This window comes from Rhizobium sp. P44RR-XXIV (genome assembly GCF_001999485.2).
Taxonomy (GTDB): domain Bacteria; phylum Pseudomonadota; class Alphaproteobacteria; order Rhizobiales; family Rhizobiaceae; genus Rhizobium.
Genome location: NZ_MPVZ02000027.1, coordinates 94,413 through 109,549, shown reverse-complemented (window position 1 = coordinate 109,549; position 15,137 = coordinate 94,413). Strand labels below are relative to the sequence as shown.

Genomic DNA, 15,137 nt, shown 5'->3' with positions numbered 1-15,137 from the left:
GCCAAATGTCACCAAAGACTTACCGATTGTGACTTTCGGCGCCACCGGCGGCGCGAACATGCCGCTCACAATTGTTCGCCCAGAGCGAACACCACTGCGATCACAGTCGCGACGAGAGTGATCAGCGGAATAGCAAGCTTGATCCAGTTTCCTGTCAGCGCCCCGATTCCGGCGAGCAGCATGAGCGCTGCCAGCAGCAGCACAGCCAGTAGCGCCAGCATCACAAACTTGAACACTCGCCGCCCTCTTCCGGCTGAAGGTGGAGGGCTTTCCGGCCAGAATTGCTGCGGCGGCAGCAAGGATCGTGCCGCAGGATGACGGTGTGTCCTCTTGATAGACATCGACATATCTCGTTGAAAGTGAAGCTTAAGCCATTCGTTTGAGGTCATTGTCTTCTCATATCCGCGCGCTCGCCCACTGGAGTTCGGGACGAAGTGCCATGGTGGATAAGACACCCCGAGTGTTGCGACCTGATCGGCGGTATGTGGAGGTTACGTGGAGACATCAGGCGGTTTGTCCCGGCCAATGATCGGGCGCCATATGTCGATGCCCATCGCTGCGCGCACGGAGATCGAAAATTCGCGCCCTTGGCGCTCGCCGGATAGGATGCAGTGACCGGCTGGTGTTATGCCGGAGTGGATCCTAGCATTTTGTCGATGAATGTATGAGCCCGCAGGGCGTCATCACCGGCAACAACCAGCCGCTCTCCCCTGGTGATGGCACCGACAAAATTCGCGATAAGCTCCCGATGAAGCTCGTGGCCGAAGGCCATGGGGTCGCTTCCGAAACCGGAGGCCATGTTGGCGCCGGCGCTGACCGTGCGGCCATCATGCATCGTGGCCTGCAAGCTGTCGCCCGTCAGGAATGCCGTGCCCTTCGAGCAGATCAGCTCGATCCTCTCGGGATAGCCGGGGTAAGCGCAGGTCGTGGCGTTCAGTGTTCCGGTCGCGCCGTTCTCGAAGGAGAATACCGCATTCACCAGATCCTCGGTTTCCATCCGGTGAATGGGTGTGGTGCGCGCGAAAGCCGACACTTTGGCCGGCACGCCTGCCAGACCGAGGAGCAGATCGATTGCGTGGATGCCCTGCGTGAGCAGGACGCCGCCGCCGTCGCGCGCCAACGTGCCTCTGCCGGGCTGGTCATAATATTGCTGCGGCCGCCAGTTGCGGACGCTCAGCGACGCTTCGAGAATGGTGCCCAGCTGCTCGGTTCGCAGCATATCCTGAAGCGTGGTGAACGAGGACCGGAAACGGTTCTGCAATACGACCGACAAAAGCAAACCGGCCTTGTTCGCAACCGAAACGATCGCCTTTGCGCGATCCAACGATATGTCCAGCGGCTTTTCCAGCAAGATGTGCTGGCCGGCCATTGCGGCCTTCTCGACCAGTTCGAGATGCGTGTTGGGCGGCGTCAGGATGAGAACGGCGTCGGCGAAATTGCGATCAAATATCTCTCCAAGATCACTGACGGCCGGAAAGCCATGCTGAGTGGCGAAGGCGAGGCGGCGCGTTTCCGTCGGGCTGTAGACGCCGACGACCTCGACCTGATCGGCGAGATCGATCAGGCTGCGGGCATGATGTCCGGCCGCCATGCCCAGTCCTACCATCGCCACCCGCAGCCTTGTCATCTCTACCCTCTCAATGCATCGATGGTGCGCATGACCCCGCGCAGTTCGGCAAGGCCCTTGAGCCGGCCGATACAGGAATAGCCGGGATTCACCTGCTTGCCGATATCATCGACGATCGCATGGCCGTGGTCCGGCCGCATCGGGATTTCCCAATCCTTCCTGCCTTCTGCCCGGCGCCGGCGCTCTTCGGCCATCAGTGCGTCAACCACGCCGATCATGTCGGTATCGCCTTCCAGATGTTCGGCCTCATGGAACGAGCCGTCGCCTTCCTTGGTGACGTTGCGCAGATGCGCGAAATGAATGTCCGGAGCAAATTCCTTTGCCATGGCGACCAGGTCGTTTGCGGGATTGGCGCCGTAGGAACCGGTGCACAGGGTAATGCCGTTCGACGGCGAGCGAATGGTCGACAGCAAGGCACGCGCGTCGGATGCCATGCACATCACGCGCGGCAGACCGAACAGCGGGAAGGGGGGATCGTCCGGATGGATCGCCATCCTGACGCCGGCTTCCTCGGCAACGGGCATGATTTCCGCCAGAAACTCAAACAGATTCTGCCGGAAGCCTTCGGTAGACAGCTCGCCGTAAACGTCCAGCATCCGGTTGAGGCTGTCGCGGTCATAGACGAATTCACGGGCCGGAACCCATTCGATCAGGTTGCGCTCCAGTCTGGCAAGATCACTTTCGCTCATCGCCTTCAAGCGGGCCTGCGCCTTCTCGATGCGGTCAGCCGGATGATCGGCCTCCGCCCCGGGACGCCGGAGGATGAATACGTCATAGGCGCAAAACTCGACGACATCGAAACGCAGAGCCGTCCCGCCATGCGGCATTTCATAGTCCAGATCGGTTCTGGTCCAGTCGGTGATCGCCATGAAATTGTAGCACACCGTCTGGATGCCCGCCTTGGCGACCGCCCGGATCGATGCCTTGTAGTTGTCGATCAGCTCGCGATAACGCCCGGTCCGTGTCTTGACATCCTCGTGCACATGATGCTCTCGACCACCGACCACGTCAGACCGGCCGCCTCGATCATTGCCTTGCGCTTGAGGATTTCCTCCTCAGGCCACGCGCGCCCATCATTCAGCTGATGAAGCGCCGTGACGATGCCGGTGGCGCCTGCCTGCTTGACGTGAGAGAGCTTGACCGAGTCGTCCGGTCCGAACCAACGCCATGTCTGTTTCATCTATCTAAGCCTTGCCTGTCAGTTTCTGGAGGGCCCGTTTCGGGCCTATTGTTTGGATCGTTTTCAGCTGGTTGGCAACGAGCGGAATGAGCTTTGACCGATCTTGCGCGGCCTTCGCAAAGCCTGCCGTATCGAAGATGACCTCGACCGTTTGTGTGTGATCGGATGCATCGAAATCGATCTTCGCCAGTTGCGAGTCGAGCGGATCGGAAAAAGCATACTCTGTTGAGCGCGCCTGAAGAGCCGCGATCCAGGCGGCAACAACGAACGACAGATACTCAGCGGACGCTCCGGCCGACAACCGCCCGCAAGCGGCTTCGATGATCCGCTGCGGCAGCTTCTGCGAGCCGTCATTGGCGATCTGCGCCGTGAGATGATTCAGTGACGTATTCGAAAACCGCGAAACGAGTTTCGTGGTATAGAGCTGCGGTTCAAGTCCCTTGTCTTGCGGAAGAGTGGGGATCAGCTCGCTCCACAATCCATCGATGAACTGTCTGACATCGACAGCGGCCATGGCGTCGGAGACGGTCTTGAGGCCAAGCAATTGCCCGATATAGGCAATGGCGGAGTGCGCACCGTTCAGCAGCCGCAGCTTTCTGATTTCGAACGGTGCGACATCTTCGACCATGGTGACGCCGAACCGCTCCCAATCGGGCCTGCCTTGCGGGAAACGATCCTCGATCACCCAATCGCTGAAGGGCTCGGTGACAACAGGCCACGCATCCGTCATGCCGATTGCATCTGCAATACGCGCTCTATCCTGCTCCATCGTCGCTGGCACGATCCGATCGACCATGGTGGACGGGCAGGAGACTTCCCGAGCCACGAATTCCGCGAGTTCGCGGGAACGTTGCCCTGCGAATTCCGTCAGCAGGCGATGCAAGGTCTTGCCGTTGGCGGGGAGATTGTCGCAGCTGAGGACCGTGAGGGGCGCGTGTCCGGCTGCCCGGCGTCGCACCAGCGCCTCGATGATGAATCCGTAAATTGTGCGGGGATTTTCCGGATCGGACAGATCGTTGCGAATGTCCGGATCATCGAGATCGAGATGGCCGTCGGCATTGCGCAGATAGGCCTTTTCGGTCACCGTCAGGGAGATGATGCGGATCGCCGGATCAACCATGGCCGCAGTCAGGGCCGCCGGATTTTCCGGTGCAACGAGGAGGTCAAGGATCGAGCCGACCACATGCAGACGTTCCTCTGCTCCATCCCGTACGGCAAGCGTGTAAAGGCCGTCTTGAGGCCGAAGCGCATCGCGTGTCTGCGGGTTGCGCAAGGAGGCCGCGATGATACCCCAGTCCGTCTGCCCGGCGGACAAGCATTGATCGACATACATCGCCTGATGGGCGCGATGAAATGCGCCGACGCCAAGATGCACGATGCCAGGCGTTAAGGCGCTTCTGTCGACGTCTGGATGGCGGACTTTGGCTGGAAGCCGGCCGATTGTATCGTCTGCAAGGCGCGTGCCCATCTATCCTCCCGATCTTCTATGCTGACTGATCGCACCGCCGATCAGGCGAAGCGCATACCGGTACCTGCATCGAAAAGATGACTGTTTGCCGGTTGCAGCTTCAGATGCAAGACATCGCCGACCCTGGTGGACATGCGCTCATGCAGCTGCGCCGACAGCTTTTGTCCGTCGACCGTACCCTGAATGAAAGTCTCGGATCCTGTCGGCTCGACATTGGAGACCATCATTGCGATGCCGTCGCCATCGGTCGAGATCGCCAGATGTTCCGGCCGGATGCCGTAGGTTACAGCGGTGCCGGGCGCGGCAGCCGCGGCACCGGCAAGAGGCAGGCGAACACCATTTTCGGTCACGACGGACGTGCGATCATCTGTGACCCTCGCCGAGAGAAAATTCATGGAGGGTGAGCCAATGAAGCTGGCAACAAAAGTATTGGCCGGCTTGTCGTAGAGGTCGAGGGGAGCCCCGACCTGTTCCACGATGCCATCGCGCATGACAACGATACGATCTGCCATGGTCATGGCCTCGATCTGGTCGTGGGTCACATAGACGGTTGTCGTCTTGATGCGGGCGTGAATATCCTTCAATTCGGCACGCATCTGCACGCGCAGCTTCGCATCCAGGTTGGATAATGGTTCATCGAAGAGGAAGACCTTGGGATTGCGGACGATGGCTCGGCCCATGGCGACACGTTGGCGCTGGCCGCCGGATAGTTGCTTGGGATAGCGCGTCAGGTAATCGGAAAGGCCGAGAATGCGTGCGGCATCGGCGACACGCGAGGCGATCTCCTGCTTGGACTTTTTCGCCAGCTTCAACGAGAAACCCATGTTCTCGGCGATCGTCATATGTGGATAAAGCGCATAGTTCTGGAACACCATGGCAATGTCACGGTTCTTCGGCTCGACATCGTTGATGACACGGCCGTCGATGCGGATCGTGCCACCGCTGATCTCCTCAAGCCCGGCGAGCATGCGAAGCAGCGTGGACTTGCCGCAACCCGATGGGCCGACGAGCACGACAAAGGCACCGTCGGGCACCTCGACCGAAACGCCCTTGATGGTTTCGTGCGCGCCATAGGCCTTGCGGACGTTCTGGATTTCAACGGAAGCCATGGATCTATCCTGAGATTGGTTGATTTTGCAGCATCAGATGGTCGGCGGCGCGAATGGCAGCGAGCAGGCTGAGGCCGGTGTGATAGGCGGGATCGAGGTCGGGGGTGGCCGGAACGAAATCCACCGGCCCTTCCTTCGTCATGGTCTGGTAGGCAATCGGCGGCGTGCCACGCCAGTAATTTTCGAAGAAAGCCGCATGCGCCGTCTCCCATATGCGCAGGCTTGCCGCGCTGCCGGTGCGTTGGTGAACAAGTGCTGCGGCGCGGATCGCTTCCGGCAGTGACCACCAGGGGCAATAGGGACTTTGCGGCTCACCTGAGGCAATCGAAATCGCCGTTGCGATACCCGGGCCAACGAAGCCCTTGTCGAAAGAGGAGATGAGAATGCGCTCCAGCGCCTCGATCAGCGCCGGATCGGCTTCGGCATCGAGGTAGTCAAGCGCAAAGCCAACGAATTCGATGCCATGGCCGGCGTTGCAATCATCCTCACCTGGCACATTGCGGAGCAAGCCGGTTGCCGCATCGAGATGCCGGTCGATGACATGGGAGATGAAACGGTCGGCATAGACAAGATGCGCCGTGTGGCCGAAGCGTTTCAGCATGCCGGCGGCGCCGAGCAGGATCATGCGCGGGCCGAAATCCTCTGCCTGCACGGCGAGACTGTCGAGCGAGAGCGGCCGGCGCTCATCCATCTGGAAGCGTCCTATCTCGGCCGATGCGACGACCCGGTCGAGATAGGCGAGATGGTCGGCGAGAGCAGGCAGGCGATAACGGCTGGCGGCAGCGACAAGCCCTTTGGCGACGAAAGCATCCGAGTAGGAATAGATCAGCTCCGGCTTCTGCTGGCCACGGACGCTGCCGGCAGCATCCGCATAGACCGGTGTCATATCGCGATCATAGCAAAAATAGGCGTGTTCATCTGGCTTCTGCAGGGCCGCCAGAAGGCCATAGAGTTGGCGACCAGCAGCATCCAGCTTTTCGGCTAGCGGCGGCAATTCCCGTTCGAAGAATTCCGCATGGTCGACCAGCGCCTCCAACCCGCGACCCTGGATCCATCCATAGGTATAATCCGGACCGCGGACGCCATCCTCGCGGTCGTAGTCCTTCAGCGTCAGGCTGTTCTGCTTGGTGTTGAGGAACCCGCCGCCGAGCGTCGGCCGCTGAAGCATCCAGTAGAGCGTGCCGGCATTGGCCGCCACGTAGGTCTGCGTGCCTCCTCGAGGAATTGCATCGACATCACTCCTTGAGCCCGGTGCTGGCGACGCCCTGCACGAAGTTGCGGCGAAGAATAACGAAGAGCAGAATGGATGGGATCAGAACTGTCGCGGAAGCAGCACTCAGACGCCCGAGATCGACGGTGAAGCCGGTCTGGAAGAGCGCCAGCCCCACCTCGATCGTGTAGCTGGAGCGCGTTGTCGCGACGATCATCGGCCAGGCGAAGGCCGTCCAGGCCTGGAAGAAGGCGAGCACCGCGAGAGCGCCGAGCGCACCGCGCAATAGCGGCAGAACGATACGAAAAAAGATCCAGAATTCACCAGCGCCATCGATGCGCGCCGCCTCGAGAAGCTCGTCCGGGATCGAGTGGATAACGTTCTGGCGGATCAGGAAGATGCCGAAACTCATCACCAGATAACCGAGCAGCAGTCCCCAGACGGAATTCAGGATGCCGAGGCTCTTGGCCTGGAAATAGAGCGGGATCATATAGACTTCAAACGGCACGATGGCCGTCGCCAGAAACAGGGCAAAGAGGAGGCTCATCGTCCGGGAGCGAAACTTGCCGAACACGTAGCCCGCAATCGCCGAGGTAGCGACGATGGCGATGGTCGACATGACGGCGAAGGCGATGCTGTTGCCGATCCATCGCAGAAGCGGCGTCTCGCCGAGCACTGCCGAGAAATTCGCAAGCGTCGGGTCGTGCGGGATGATGGTCGGCGGCCATGCAAGCATCTCCGTCGGTGTTTTGAAGGCATTCGCGACCAGAAAGAGCAGCGGCAGCAGCATGAGGATCGAGACGATCGCCAGGAAGATGTCTATCGCAAGGTTGGTCAGCCGCCGCTTGCGGCGCAGGCGCACGCCATCTGCCAGTTCTTCTGATGTGAGTTCGCTATCGCGCATGGTCTCGGCCCTCATGCCTTGCCCCTTTCCCGCAGCATCGAAAACTGGATGAGCGTCAGCCCCAGCACGATGACCAGAAGCACGACGGCTTCGGACGCCGCATAACCAACGCGATAGTTGCGAAAACTATTTTCCAGCATGTCGAGGACGAGGACGCGCACCTGACGTCCGGGCGCGCCCTGCGCATCGGAGGCCAGCACGAAGGCCTGGGCGTAGACATTGAAGCCGGAGACCAGCGTCACTACGGAGACGTAGAGCGTAATCGGCTTCAGCATCGGGATGGAGAGATACCAGAAGCTTTGCGGACCCGAGGCGCCATCGAGCTTGGCCGCCTCGTAGAGCGAGACCGGCAGGTTCTTGAAGCCGACGATGTAGATCAGCACGGCATAGCCGAGCGCCTGCCAGGAGCAGAGAACGATGATGCAGATGACCGATAGAACGGGGTCGAACAGCCAGTTCTGAGCCGGGATGCCAAAAAACTCCAGAAGCGCGTTGAGCGGCCCCAGGCGCGCGTCGAAAATCCATTTCCAGGCCATGGCCGCCGGCACCAGCGAGACGACATGCGGAATGAAGACGGCGGTTTCATAAAACCCGGCCATCCTTGAGCGCGTGCGGTGAAAGATCAGCGCTGCAATGACAAGCGCAGTCGGGATCGTCACTATAAGAACACCAAAGGCAATGATCGTCGTGTTGACCAGCGCGTCGAGGAAGAGATGGTCTCCCATCAACTCGCGAAAATTGGCAAGCCCGATGAAGGGCTTGTTCTTCGACAGGATATTCCACTGGTAAAGGCTGAGCCTCAACGTATCGACGATCGGATAAAGGCGGACATAGGCGAAGATCGCCAATGTCGGCAGGATCGCGAGGATCGCAAAGAGGAATCGTCTGCGCTTCAGCATTCGGTCATGGCCTGTAGACAAGTGGGTTCGGCCGCAGGGCGGATGGGAACCACTATCTTCGAGAATGCCCGGAACCATGATGTCCCGGGCGGTGGTGTCGGCAAGAGCGCAGGGCCCTTATTTTGCCAGCAGGCCTTCGCGATCGAGGATGGTGTTCACTTCGTCGCTGCTGCCCTTCAGGAAAGCGTCGATCTTGGCATCGTCGCCGGCGAGCGACGGATCACCAAAGGCAACGACGAGCTGGGCCGCGACGCGGGTCAGGATTTCCTCGATCGGGCCGATCGACGGCAGGGTGAAGAACTCATAGTTCTTCGGGTAGTCGACGAAAGCGGCAAAGGCCGGCTGTTTCGAGGTGACGCTTGAATAGTCGAGGCCGGCGCGGTTCGGCAGCCAGCCGACACTCTGAAGCAGCCAGACCAGATTTTCCGGAGAATTGGCAGCCTTGGCGAACTCCCAGCCGATCGCCGAGTTATCACCAGCGACGTAGAGATTTGTCGGCAGCGCGATCGAGCCCCTCGGCAGCGGCGCAGTCGCATATTTCAGGTCCGACGCCTTCTTGGCGATGTCACCGATCACCCAGGATTCCCGCATGAACATGGCCGTCTGACCGCGCTCGAAGGCGTCGGCATCGGCAGGCATTTCAGGCGTCACGGTCTTGGTGGTGAAGATGTTGGCCAGATACTGCTTCAGTGCCTTGCGGCCGGCTTCATTGGCGAAATCGGTCTTCCATTTGCCGTCACCGGCTGGAACCAGTATGGCGCCGCCAAATTGATGCAGGTTGAGCCAGAATTTTTCGGCAATGCCCTGGCCGCCGCCGGAAAGGCGCAGGCTCCAGCCCGAGACGGTCGCCTTGCCCGAAGCATCACGCTTGGTGAGCTTCTCGGCATAGGTCGAGAACTCCTCCATGGTCTTCGGCGGCGCGGTGAGGCCGGCAGCCTTGAACATGTCGGTGTTATAGTAAAGCGCGCCCTGGCCGCGGAAAAGCGGCACGCCATAGACCGTACCGTCATAGCTGGCGCTATCGATGAAGAACTTGTCGAAGTTCTTGCTGTCCTTGACGAAAGCCGAGATATCGTCCGGAGCCTTCGGAAGAAGATCGTTTTCGAGGTAGCGGGTTGCCGTCGAGCCGGAAAGCTCGATGACGGTCACGCCTTCCTGGCCGCCGCCGGTAAGACCAAGCGCCACACGCTTTTCATGTTCGCGCAGCGCAATCGCCTCGACCTTTACCTGCAAGTCGGGATGAGACGCCTTCATGCCTTCGGCGACATGTTGGTAGAACGGCTCCATTTCCGGATAACCGCTCCACACGGTCAGGGTTTCGGCGGAGGCCGAGGCCATGCCGGAGAGAAGTGCGCCCGCAAATGCCGCACTCATAAGCAGAGCGCGCGTCGAGATCTTCAATTTCACTGATGCGTTTTTCACGTTTCTGTTCCCTTATTCTTGTTAGTAAAAAGCTCTCATGCAACCGGTTGCGTGTCAAGTATCGGATAGTCCCCAAGGAGGCTGCGGATCATGCGGATCGCTCCTTCTCGGTCGCCAATCTGATGGCGCAAGCAGCCAGCGCTTCGGCCGAACCGGGCGCAAATGCCATCGGCTGGCCGTAATAGCGATGAGCCTCGTCAACCTCGTAGCCGCCGTGCTGAAACTCGCTCGCCGGCGGGATGTAGCCGGGATTATCATCGGCAAAACCGACGACGAAAGCCGGCTTGTCCTCGCCGAGTGCCGCGCGGATCGAAAGCGCCGTCGAGGCCAAGATTTCGCCGGGCAGGGCCACCACCCGCACGCCACCCCAATCCAGCACCGTCACGCGGGCGGCAAGCGGTGCTGGCACAGTCGGCGCGACATGCTTCGCCCAATCGATCCAGTAGCCAAGCAGGCTCTTGCGCGCTAGCTCGGCGGTCAAAGCTTCGTTGCGCCAGCCTTCCTCCAGAACTTCGGCGGGCTCGATTTCACGACGCTCGAAGTTGAGCATGACGATGCCATTGCGAGCAGAGATATCGTCCCTGACCGGCTGTTCGCCGGCTACAAGGGCGGCTCGGGCGATCTTGCCACCGATGCGTTGCGCGGCTTCATAGCTTCGCTTGGGATCAGCGACCAACGTGATCGAGGCATGCGCCGAGTGTCCGGTATTCGCGTCGCCGGCGCAGCCGGTCATGAACAGCGCGATCGCGCCGGGATAGGTTTCTTCCAGCGACTGTCGAACAAAATGCGGATAGTCCGCAGTCCAGAGCAAGTTGTCGGCGCCCAGCACCACCGGATGACAGGCATAGGCCGTCACCACGGCGATCATCGCCCCGGCTTCGCCGCGGATCCGCAAAAGCGTCAATGAGGTGTCGACCGGCCCGTCGGAATGGCGACGGTTGCGCGCTATGTCCGGGTCGCTTCCCTGACTCACCACTATCCTTGCCGGCCGGCGTGCCGCCACTGCCTTGTCCATCGCCGCAACGCAGGCGTCCTCCAGCCGTTCGAGATAGGCCGGATCGGCTGTAAGGCTGAGCCTTCTCGCCATGGATGCCGGCCCGCCGTGATTGTGAAGGGCTGCAACCACGATATTGTCGGCCGGCAGGGCGCAGCGTTGCCGTATCCTGGCACTCATGCCAGCATCGATGCCGATGACATCAGCCACGACCACCGCGGTGTCGCCGATCACCACCGCCCGCGCCGTCAATGGGTCATGCGCGCCCTTGGCCGGCAGGCTGCGGGCCGCAAAGCCGGACATCGAAAGCCCGGGCGTCGGTGTGATATCGATGATGGCGGCGCCGGCTTCGATCATTTGCAGAACGCCCTTTCGCCACCGATCCAGGTCTCGCGAACCTTGATCTCGCGCTCGCCTTGCGACCACTCGAAACGAATGAGATCGGCCCGCGCACCCACTTCCAATCGCCCGCGCCCGCCAACAAAACGGCCGGGATTCTGCGTGGCAAGCACAAGGGCTTCGGCGAGGGGAATTCCGGCCATTTCCGCGGCAATCGCAACGTTGGCAGATAGCGGCAGGCTGGCTCCGGCGAGATAAGGCGTGCCGGCGACTCCGATGCGGCCTTCCGGAGAAACCTCGACGCTACCGCCGACCGGTTGCTGATAGAGCCCGGCCGGCATTCCCGCCAGTGCCACCATGTCCGAAACCAGGATGGCTCGTTCCATGTCCTTGGCGCGCAGCATCGCCTTGAACGTATCGGCCGGCAGATGCCAGCCGTCAGCGATAAAGCTTGCCGTCAACCGATCGTCTGCGAGCTGTGCCCAGATGACGTTCGGGTGCCGCGGCAACATCGATGCCGCACCATTGCCGAGATGGGTGGATAGCGTGGCGCCTGCTTCCGCCGCCGCGTGCACTTCTTCCGGCGTGGCCGCCGTATGGCCGAGGGCAACGAACACGCCTCGCGCGGTAAGTGCGCGAATATAATCCATCGAACCATCGTGCTCAGGCGCGAGCGTCACCATGGAAATGAGGTTGCCGGAAGCCTCTTGCCAGCGTTCGAATTCCGCAAGCGACGGCGGCCGGACATGTGCCAGAGGATGTGCACCACGTGGACCGTCCGTTTCGGAAATCGACGGGCCCTCGATATGGACGCCCGGCACCATTGCGGCAACCATTGGATGGTCAGCACGGCTCCTGGCAATCGCCTGCAATGCCTGGAGTATCGACGCTTCGGATGCGGTAATGACGGTCGGAAGCCAGGTCGTCACGCCGACGCTCAGGAGCTCTTCGCAGAGCGACAGCAGAATGTCCGGCGTTACCGCACCGGCATTGAGGTCGAAGCCGCGGAAGCCGTTGACCTGCAGATCGATCAGGCCGGCCGAAAGATAGGTGGTGGCGGTGGTTTCCACCGGCCGGATGGCGGCGATCATCCCGTCGGCGATCTCGATCGCCATGCCTTTGCCTGTGCGGGGATCGATGCCGTCGACAACAATCATCAGAGCGCCTTTACCCGACCTTGGAAATTGGCAATGAAACGGCCATTTGCTTCGTCGCCACCCGGTGCATTGCCGCTGCGCCAGACGGGCGGCTCGATGCCGCGCTCGAGAAGCTTGGCAACCGTGCGGATCACCAGGCAGTTCAGCGTGAATGCGTTGGCGAAAGTCGAAATCGCCGCAATGTTTTCGCCCATGCCGGGAACACTGACAACGGCATCGCCGATCGGCACCTTGCAGTCGATAGCGATGTCGACGATGTCGTGCAGGTTCTGCCTGGTCGGGTGACGGGCAGGGTGATCCGGCGAGGTGTTGGCAGCATGCTCACGCGAGCTGACGCCGATGAGAAATGCGCCGCGATTGCGTGCTTCCAGCGCGGCATCGATCAGTGCTGCGTTGATGCCATAGGCGTTGACCAGGATCAGAAGATCATCCGCGCCGAGCCGCTGGTTGGCGATGACGACCTTGCCGTAACCCGGCGTGCGCTCGATTGCCATGGAACGCAACGCGCCATTGGAAAGAAGCGTACCCTCGTCAAGAACGGCACTGATATGCATCAACCCGCCAGCGCGGAAAAACACCTCCTGCGAGGCAAGATTGGAATGGCCGCCGGGACCGAAAATATGGACCAGCCGGTCGACGGCGATCTGGTCGGCAAGTCTGGATGCCGCGAGATCCAATGGTGCTTTTTCTTCCTCCAGAACCCGGCGCATCAGCGCCTGGGTGGTGGCGAAATAGCTTTCGCAAAGTGCGTCGGCATCGATGACGGTTTTCTCAGGCATCGGGATCGGAATCCTTGTCGATGTAAAGGGTACAGGCGGCATGTGTTCGCAGGATGCTTGCCGGGCACTCTACGCTCAACGGCGCATAAAGCGTATTCGACACCGCAGCGCGCTTGATGGCGCCCGGCACGACGCAGAACAGACGGTCGGCGCGCATCAGCCTCGGTACGGTGAGCGTAATCGCATGATGCGGTACGGATCCTAGGTCAGGAAAGCAATCATCGTCCACCTGCTGCTGGCGGCAGATATCGTCCAGCTCGACGACCTTGACATCGGCCGGATCGTTGAAATCGGCGACCGGCGGATCATTGAAGGCGATGTGGCCGTTGACGCCGATGCCAAGGCAGACAAAATCGATCGGCGCTCGGTCCAGCAACGCAGCATAGCGGGCGACTTCCGCGTCGGCAGCCGGCTCCGGTGTTATACGATGCACGGCGGCAAAGGGCAGCCGCGTGAAAACATGCGCATCGAGCCAGTTCGCGAAACGCGCCGGGGAGGAGGCGTCCAACCCGATATATTCGTCCATATGGAAGGCGGTGACGCGGCTCCAGTCGATACCGGGTATGCGAGCGAGTACGCCAAGCATATCCGCCTGGCTGGGGGCGGCGGCGAAGACCATCCGCACATTCGGCTGGGTGGAAAGCCGCTCTGCAATGGCCCTCGCGATATCCGCTGCTGCGGCAGCGCCCATATCGCTCCGCGTTGCAAAGCTTTCGACCACAAGCTGATCAAAGATGCGCCGCGAGTTCGGCGAGGGGCGAAGGACGGCGGCGAGAGTCAATGCTGTCTCCAGGTTCAGGCATGCGGAAACCTGCGGCGCGAGGCCATGCTTCCTGGCCACATCCGTTGCAGTTCCCCGTGTTCTTGTTGGCTAGAGACTTTCATGCAACCGGTTGCATGTCAAGTGGATGAATGGCAGTCTGTCTGCGTCGATTGATGAGGCTGTGAACTTTATGGTAAGCGGGTCCAGAACGGGCGAGTTTCAAGACACAATGATCAAGCGGACCAAGGGCGTCACGATTAGCCAAGTCGCGGATGCGGCCGGCGTGGCGCGTTCCAGCGTGTCACGCGCCTTTACCCGACCGGACATGCTCTCGCCGGAAACGGTGGAGCGGATCATGAAGGCGGCGGAAGCACTCGGTTATGTGCCGAACCATACCGCCCGCGCGCTCAGCACTGGGCGGCACGGCAATATCGGGCTCATCGTGCCTGACATCGCCAACCCTTTCTTCCCACCACTGATACAGGCGGCTCAACTCGAAGCCGATCGCTCTGACTTCTGCATCTTCCTCGGCAATACGGAGGAAAATCCCAAGCAGGAAGACAAGCTGGTCGGGCGTTTTGCCGGTCAGGTGGAGGGTCTCGTGCTCGCCTCCTCGCGCCTCACCGACGAGCGCATTCGCGCGCACGCGGCCCAGCTGCCCCTGGTACTCATCAATCGCGATATCGAGGGCATACCGCGCGTGCTGATCGACAGCGGCTCCGGCGTCCGCCAAGCCGTGGAGCACCTCGCAAAACTCGGCCACCGCAGGATCGTTTACGTGAGCGGCCCGTCGAACTCCTGGTCGAACAAGCAGCGACGCACGGCGATCCGCACCGCCGCGTCAAAATTCAACATGGAAATCGAGATCGTGCCGGCCGTGCTGGCGAGCTATAATTCCGGCCGTAATGCCGTCGGTGCGATCCTTGCATCCGGCGCGACCGCTGCAATCGCCTTCGACGACCTGACGGCACAGGGCGTTCTGGCCGGACTGTCGGAACAGAATGTCTCTGTGCCCGTGTCTTTCAGCCTGATCGGCTGTGACGACGTGCTCGGCGCCGTCACCTATCCGGGGCTTACCTCCGTGTCCAATCGCTCTAACGAAGCCGGCAAGCTGGCCGTCTCGTTGCTGCTGGAAATGCTGGACAACCGCAGCATCCGCGACGTCCGTTATGTGCTGGAGACCCATCTGGTGATCAGGGGCACGACAACCTCCGCGCTTGGCTAGAGCCCCCGTGCCTGGCGATGCATGCGAGAGATCGTGCGCCTGTCTGGTGCGGATGATCGTG

13 protein-coding genes and 1 pseudogene are annotated in these 15,137 nt (G+C 60.9%); 1 reads left to right on the top strand and 13 read right to left on the bottom strand.

The genetic code is table 11. The features are described 5' to 3' along the window. Window positions 1-65: 65 nt before the first annotated feature. From BSK43_RS12930 to BSK43_RS12870, 13 genes and pseudogenes are all read right to left on the bottom strand, one after another. Entirely contained in the window at window positions 66-389 is a 324-nt protein-coding gene (locus BSK43_RS12930) for a hypothetical protein (RefSeq protein ID WP_136686896.1), read from the bottom strand. Between the two features lie 236 nt (window positions 390-625). Then, on the bottom strand, window positions 626-1,627 hold the full coding sequence (locus BSK43_RS12925) for a Gfo/Idh/MocA family oxidoreductase (protein ID WP_077470586.1): 1,002 nt from the start codon (window positions 1,625-1,627) through the stop codon (window positions 626-628). A 2-nt stretch (window positions 1,628-1,629) separates the two neighbouring features. Further along, a pseudogene (gene uxuA / locus BSK43_RS12920) lies at window positions 1,630-2,807 on the bottom strand (mannonate dehydratase). Between the two features lie 4 nt (window positions 2,808-2,811). Beyond that, a complete protein-coding gene (locus BSK43_RS12915) occupies window positions 2,812-4,275 on the bottom strand; it encodes a mannitol dehydrogenase family protein (protein WP_077470584.1) in 1,464 nt (487 codons plus the stop codon). Between the two features lie 41 nt (window positions 4,276-4,316). Next, complete coding sequence (gene ugpC / locus BSK43_RS12910) at window positions 4,317-5,384, bottom strand: sn-glycerol-3-phosphate ABC transporter ATP-binding protein UgpC (RefSeq protein WP_077470583.1); 1,068 nt, start codon at window positions 5,382-5,384, stop codon at window positions 4,317-4,319. Between the two features lie 4 nt (window positions 5,385-5,388). Further along, window positions 5,389-6,582 (bottom strand): AGE family epimerase/isomerase, encoded by a 1,194-nt coding sequence (locus tag BSK43_RS12905; RefSeq protein ID WP_246662559.1) that lies wholly within the window; start codon window positions 6,580-6,582, stop codon window positions 5,389-5,391. Between the two features lie 37 nt (window positions 6,583-6,619). Further along, complete coding sequence (locus BSK43_RS12900) at window positions 6,620-7,513, bottom strand: carbohydrate ABC transporter permease (RefSeq protein ID WP_077470581.1); 894 nt, start codon at window positions 7,511-7,513, stop codon at window positions 6,620-6,622. Continuing rightward, on the bottom strand, window positions 7,510-8,397 hold the full coding sequence (locus BSK43_RS12895; RefSeq protein ID WP_077470580.1) for a sugar ABC transporter permease: 888 nt from the start codon (window positions 8,395-8,397) through the stop codon (window positions 7,510-7,512). Before BSK43_RS12895 ends, BSK43_RS12900 begins: the two co-directional genes overlap by 4 nt. 117 nt (window positions 8,398-8,514) lie before the next feature. Next, complete coding sequence (locus tag BSK43_RS12890; RefSeq protein ID WP_077470579.1) at window positions 8,515-9,819, bottom strand: extracellular solute-binding protein; 1,305 nt, start codon at window positions 9,817-9,819, stop codon at window positions 8,515-8,517. 88 nt (window positions 9,820-9,907) lie between these two features. Next, window positions 9,908-11,170, bottom strand: a complete 1,263-nt coding sequence (locus tag BSK43_RS12885; RefSeq protein WP_136686894.1) for a neutral/alkaline non-lysosomal ceramidase N-terminal domain-containing protein — start codon at window positions 11,168-11,170, stop codon at window positions 9,908-9,910. Then, entirely contained in the window at window positions 11,167-12,309 is a 1,143-nt protein-coding gene (locus BSK43_RS12880) for an amidohydrolase family protein (protein ID WP_077470577.1), read from the bottom strand. Before BSK43_RS12880 ends, BSK43_RS12885 begins: the two co-directional genes overlap by 4 nt. Next, window positions 12,309-13,088 carry a sugar isomerase domain-containing protein gene (locus tag BSK43_RS12875; protein ID WP_077470576.1) on the bottom strand — a complete coding sequence of 260 codons (780 nt, stop codon included), beginning with the start codon at window positions 13,086-13,088 and terminating at the stop codon, window positions 12,309-12,311. Before BSK43_RS12875 ends, BSK43_RS12880 begins: the two co-directional genes overlap by 1 nt. Continuing rightward, window positions 13,081-13,869, bottom strand: coding sequence for a 6-phosphogluconolactonase (locus tag BSK43_RS12870; protein ID WP_136686892.1), 789 nt, complete (start codon window positions 13,867-13,869; stop codon window positions 13,081-13,083). The genes BSK43_RS12875 and BSK43_RS12870 overlap by 8 nt, the downstream gene beginning before the upstream one ends. A 211-nt stretch (window positions 13,870-14,080) precedes the next feature. On the opposite strand from BSK43_RS12870, the gene BSK43_RS12865 reads away from it, so the two are divergent. Then, the gene (locus BSK43_RS12865; RefSeq protein ID WP_077470575.1) at window positions 14,081-15,076 is read left to right on the top strand and encodes a LacI family DNA-binding transcriptional regulator; all 996 of its coding nucleotides are present in this window, start codon (window positions 14,081-14,083) and stop codon (window positions 15,074-15,076) included. The last annotated feature ends 61 nt before the right edge of the window (window positions 15,077-15,137 follow it).

What these genes read in the sequence shown, in the direction of transcription:
- BSK43_RS12865 (WP_077470575.1), top strand. Translation starts at nt 14,081, where the DNA reads ATGATCAAGCGGACCAAGGGCGTCACGATTAGCCAAGTCGCGGATGCG.
- BSK43_RS12900 (WP_077470581.1), bottom strand. Translation starts at nt 7,513, where the DNA reads ATGAGGGCCGAGACCATGCGCGATAGCGAACTCACATCAGAAGAACTG.
- BSK43_RS12915 (WP_077470584.1), bottom strand. Translation starts at nt 4,275, where the DNA reads ATGGGCACGCGCCTTGCAGACGATACAATCGGCCGGCTTCCAGCCAAA.
- BSK43_RS12875 (WP_077470576.1), bottom strand. Translation starts at nt 13,088, where the DNA reads ATGCCTGAGAAAACCGTCATCGATGCCGACGCACTTTGCGAAAGCTAT.
- BSK43_RS12885 (WP_136686894.1), bottom strand. Translation starts at nt 11,170, where the DNA reads ATGATCGAAGCCGGCGCCGCCATCATCGATATCACACCGACGCCCGGG.
- ugpC (WP_077470583.1), bottom strand. Translation starts at nt 5,384, where the DNA reads ATGGCTTCCGTTGAAATCCAGAACGTCCGCAAGGCCTATGGCGCGCAC.
- BSK43_RS12930 (WP_136686896.1), bottom strand. Translation starts at nt 389, where the DNA reads ATGACCTCAAACGAATGGCTTAAGCTTCACTTTCAACGAGATATGTCG.
- BSK43_RS12925 (WP_077470586.1), bottom strand. Translation starts at nt 1,627, where the DNA reads ATGACAAGGCTGCGGGTGGCGATGGTAGGACTGGGCATGGCGGCCGGA.
- BSK43_RS12895 (WP_077470580.1), bottom strand. Translation starts at nt 8,397, where the DNA reads ATGCTGAAGCGCAGACGATTCCTCTTTGCGATCCTCGCGATCCTGCCG.
- BSK43_RS12880 (WP_077470577.1), bottom strand. Translation starts at nt 12,309, where the DNA reads ATGATTGTTGTCGACGGCATCGATCCCCGCACAGGCAAAGGCATGGCG.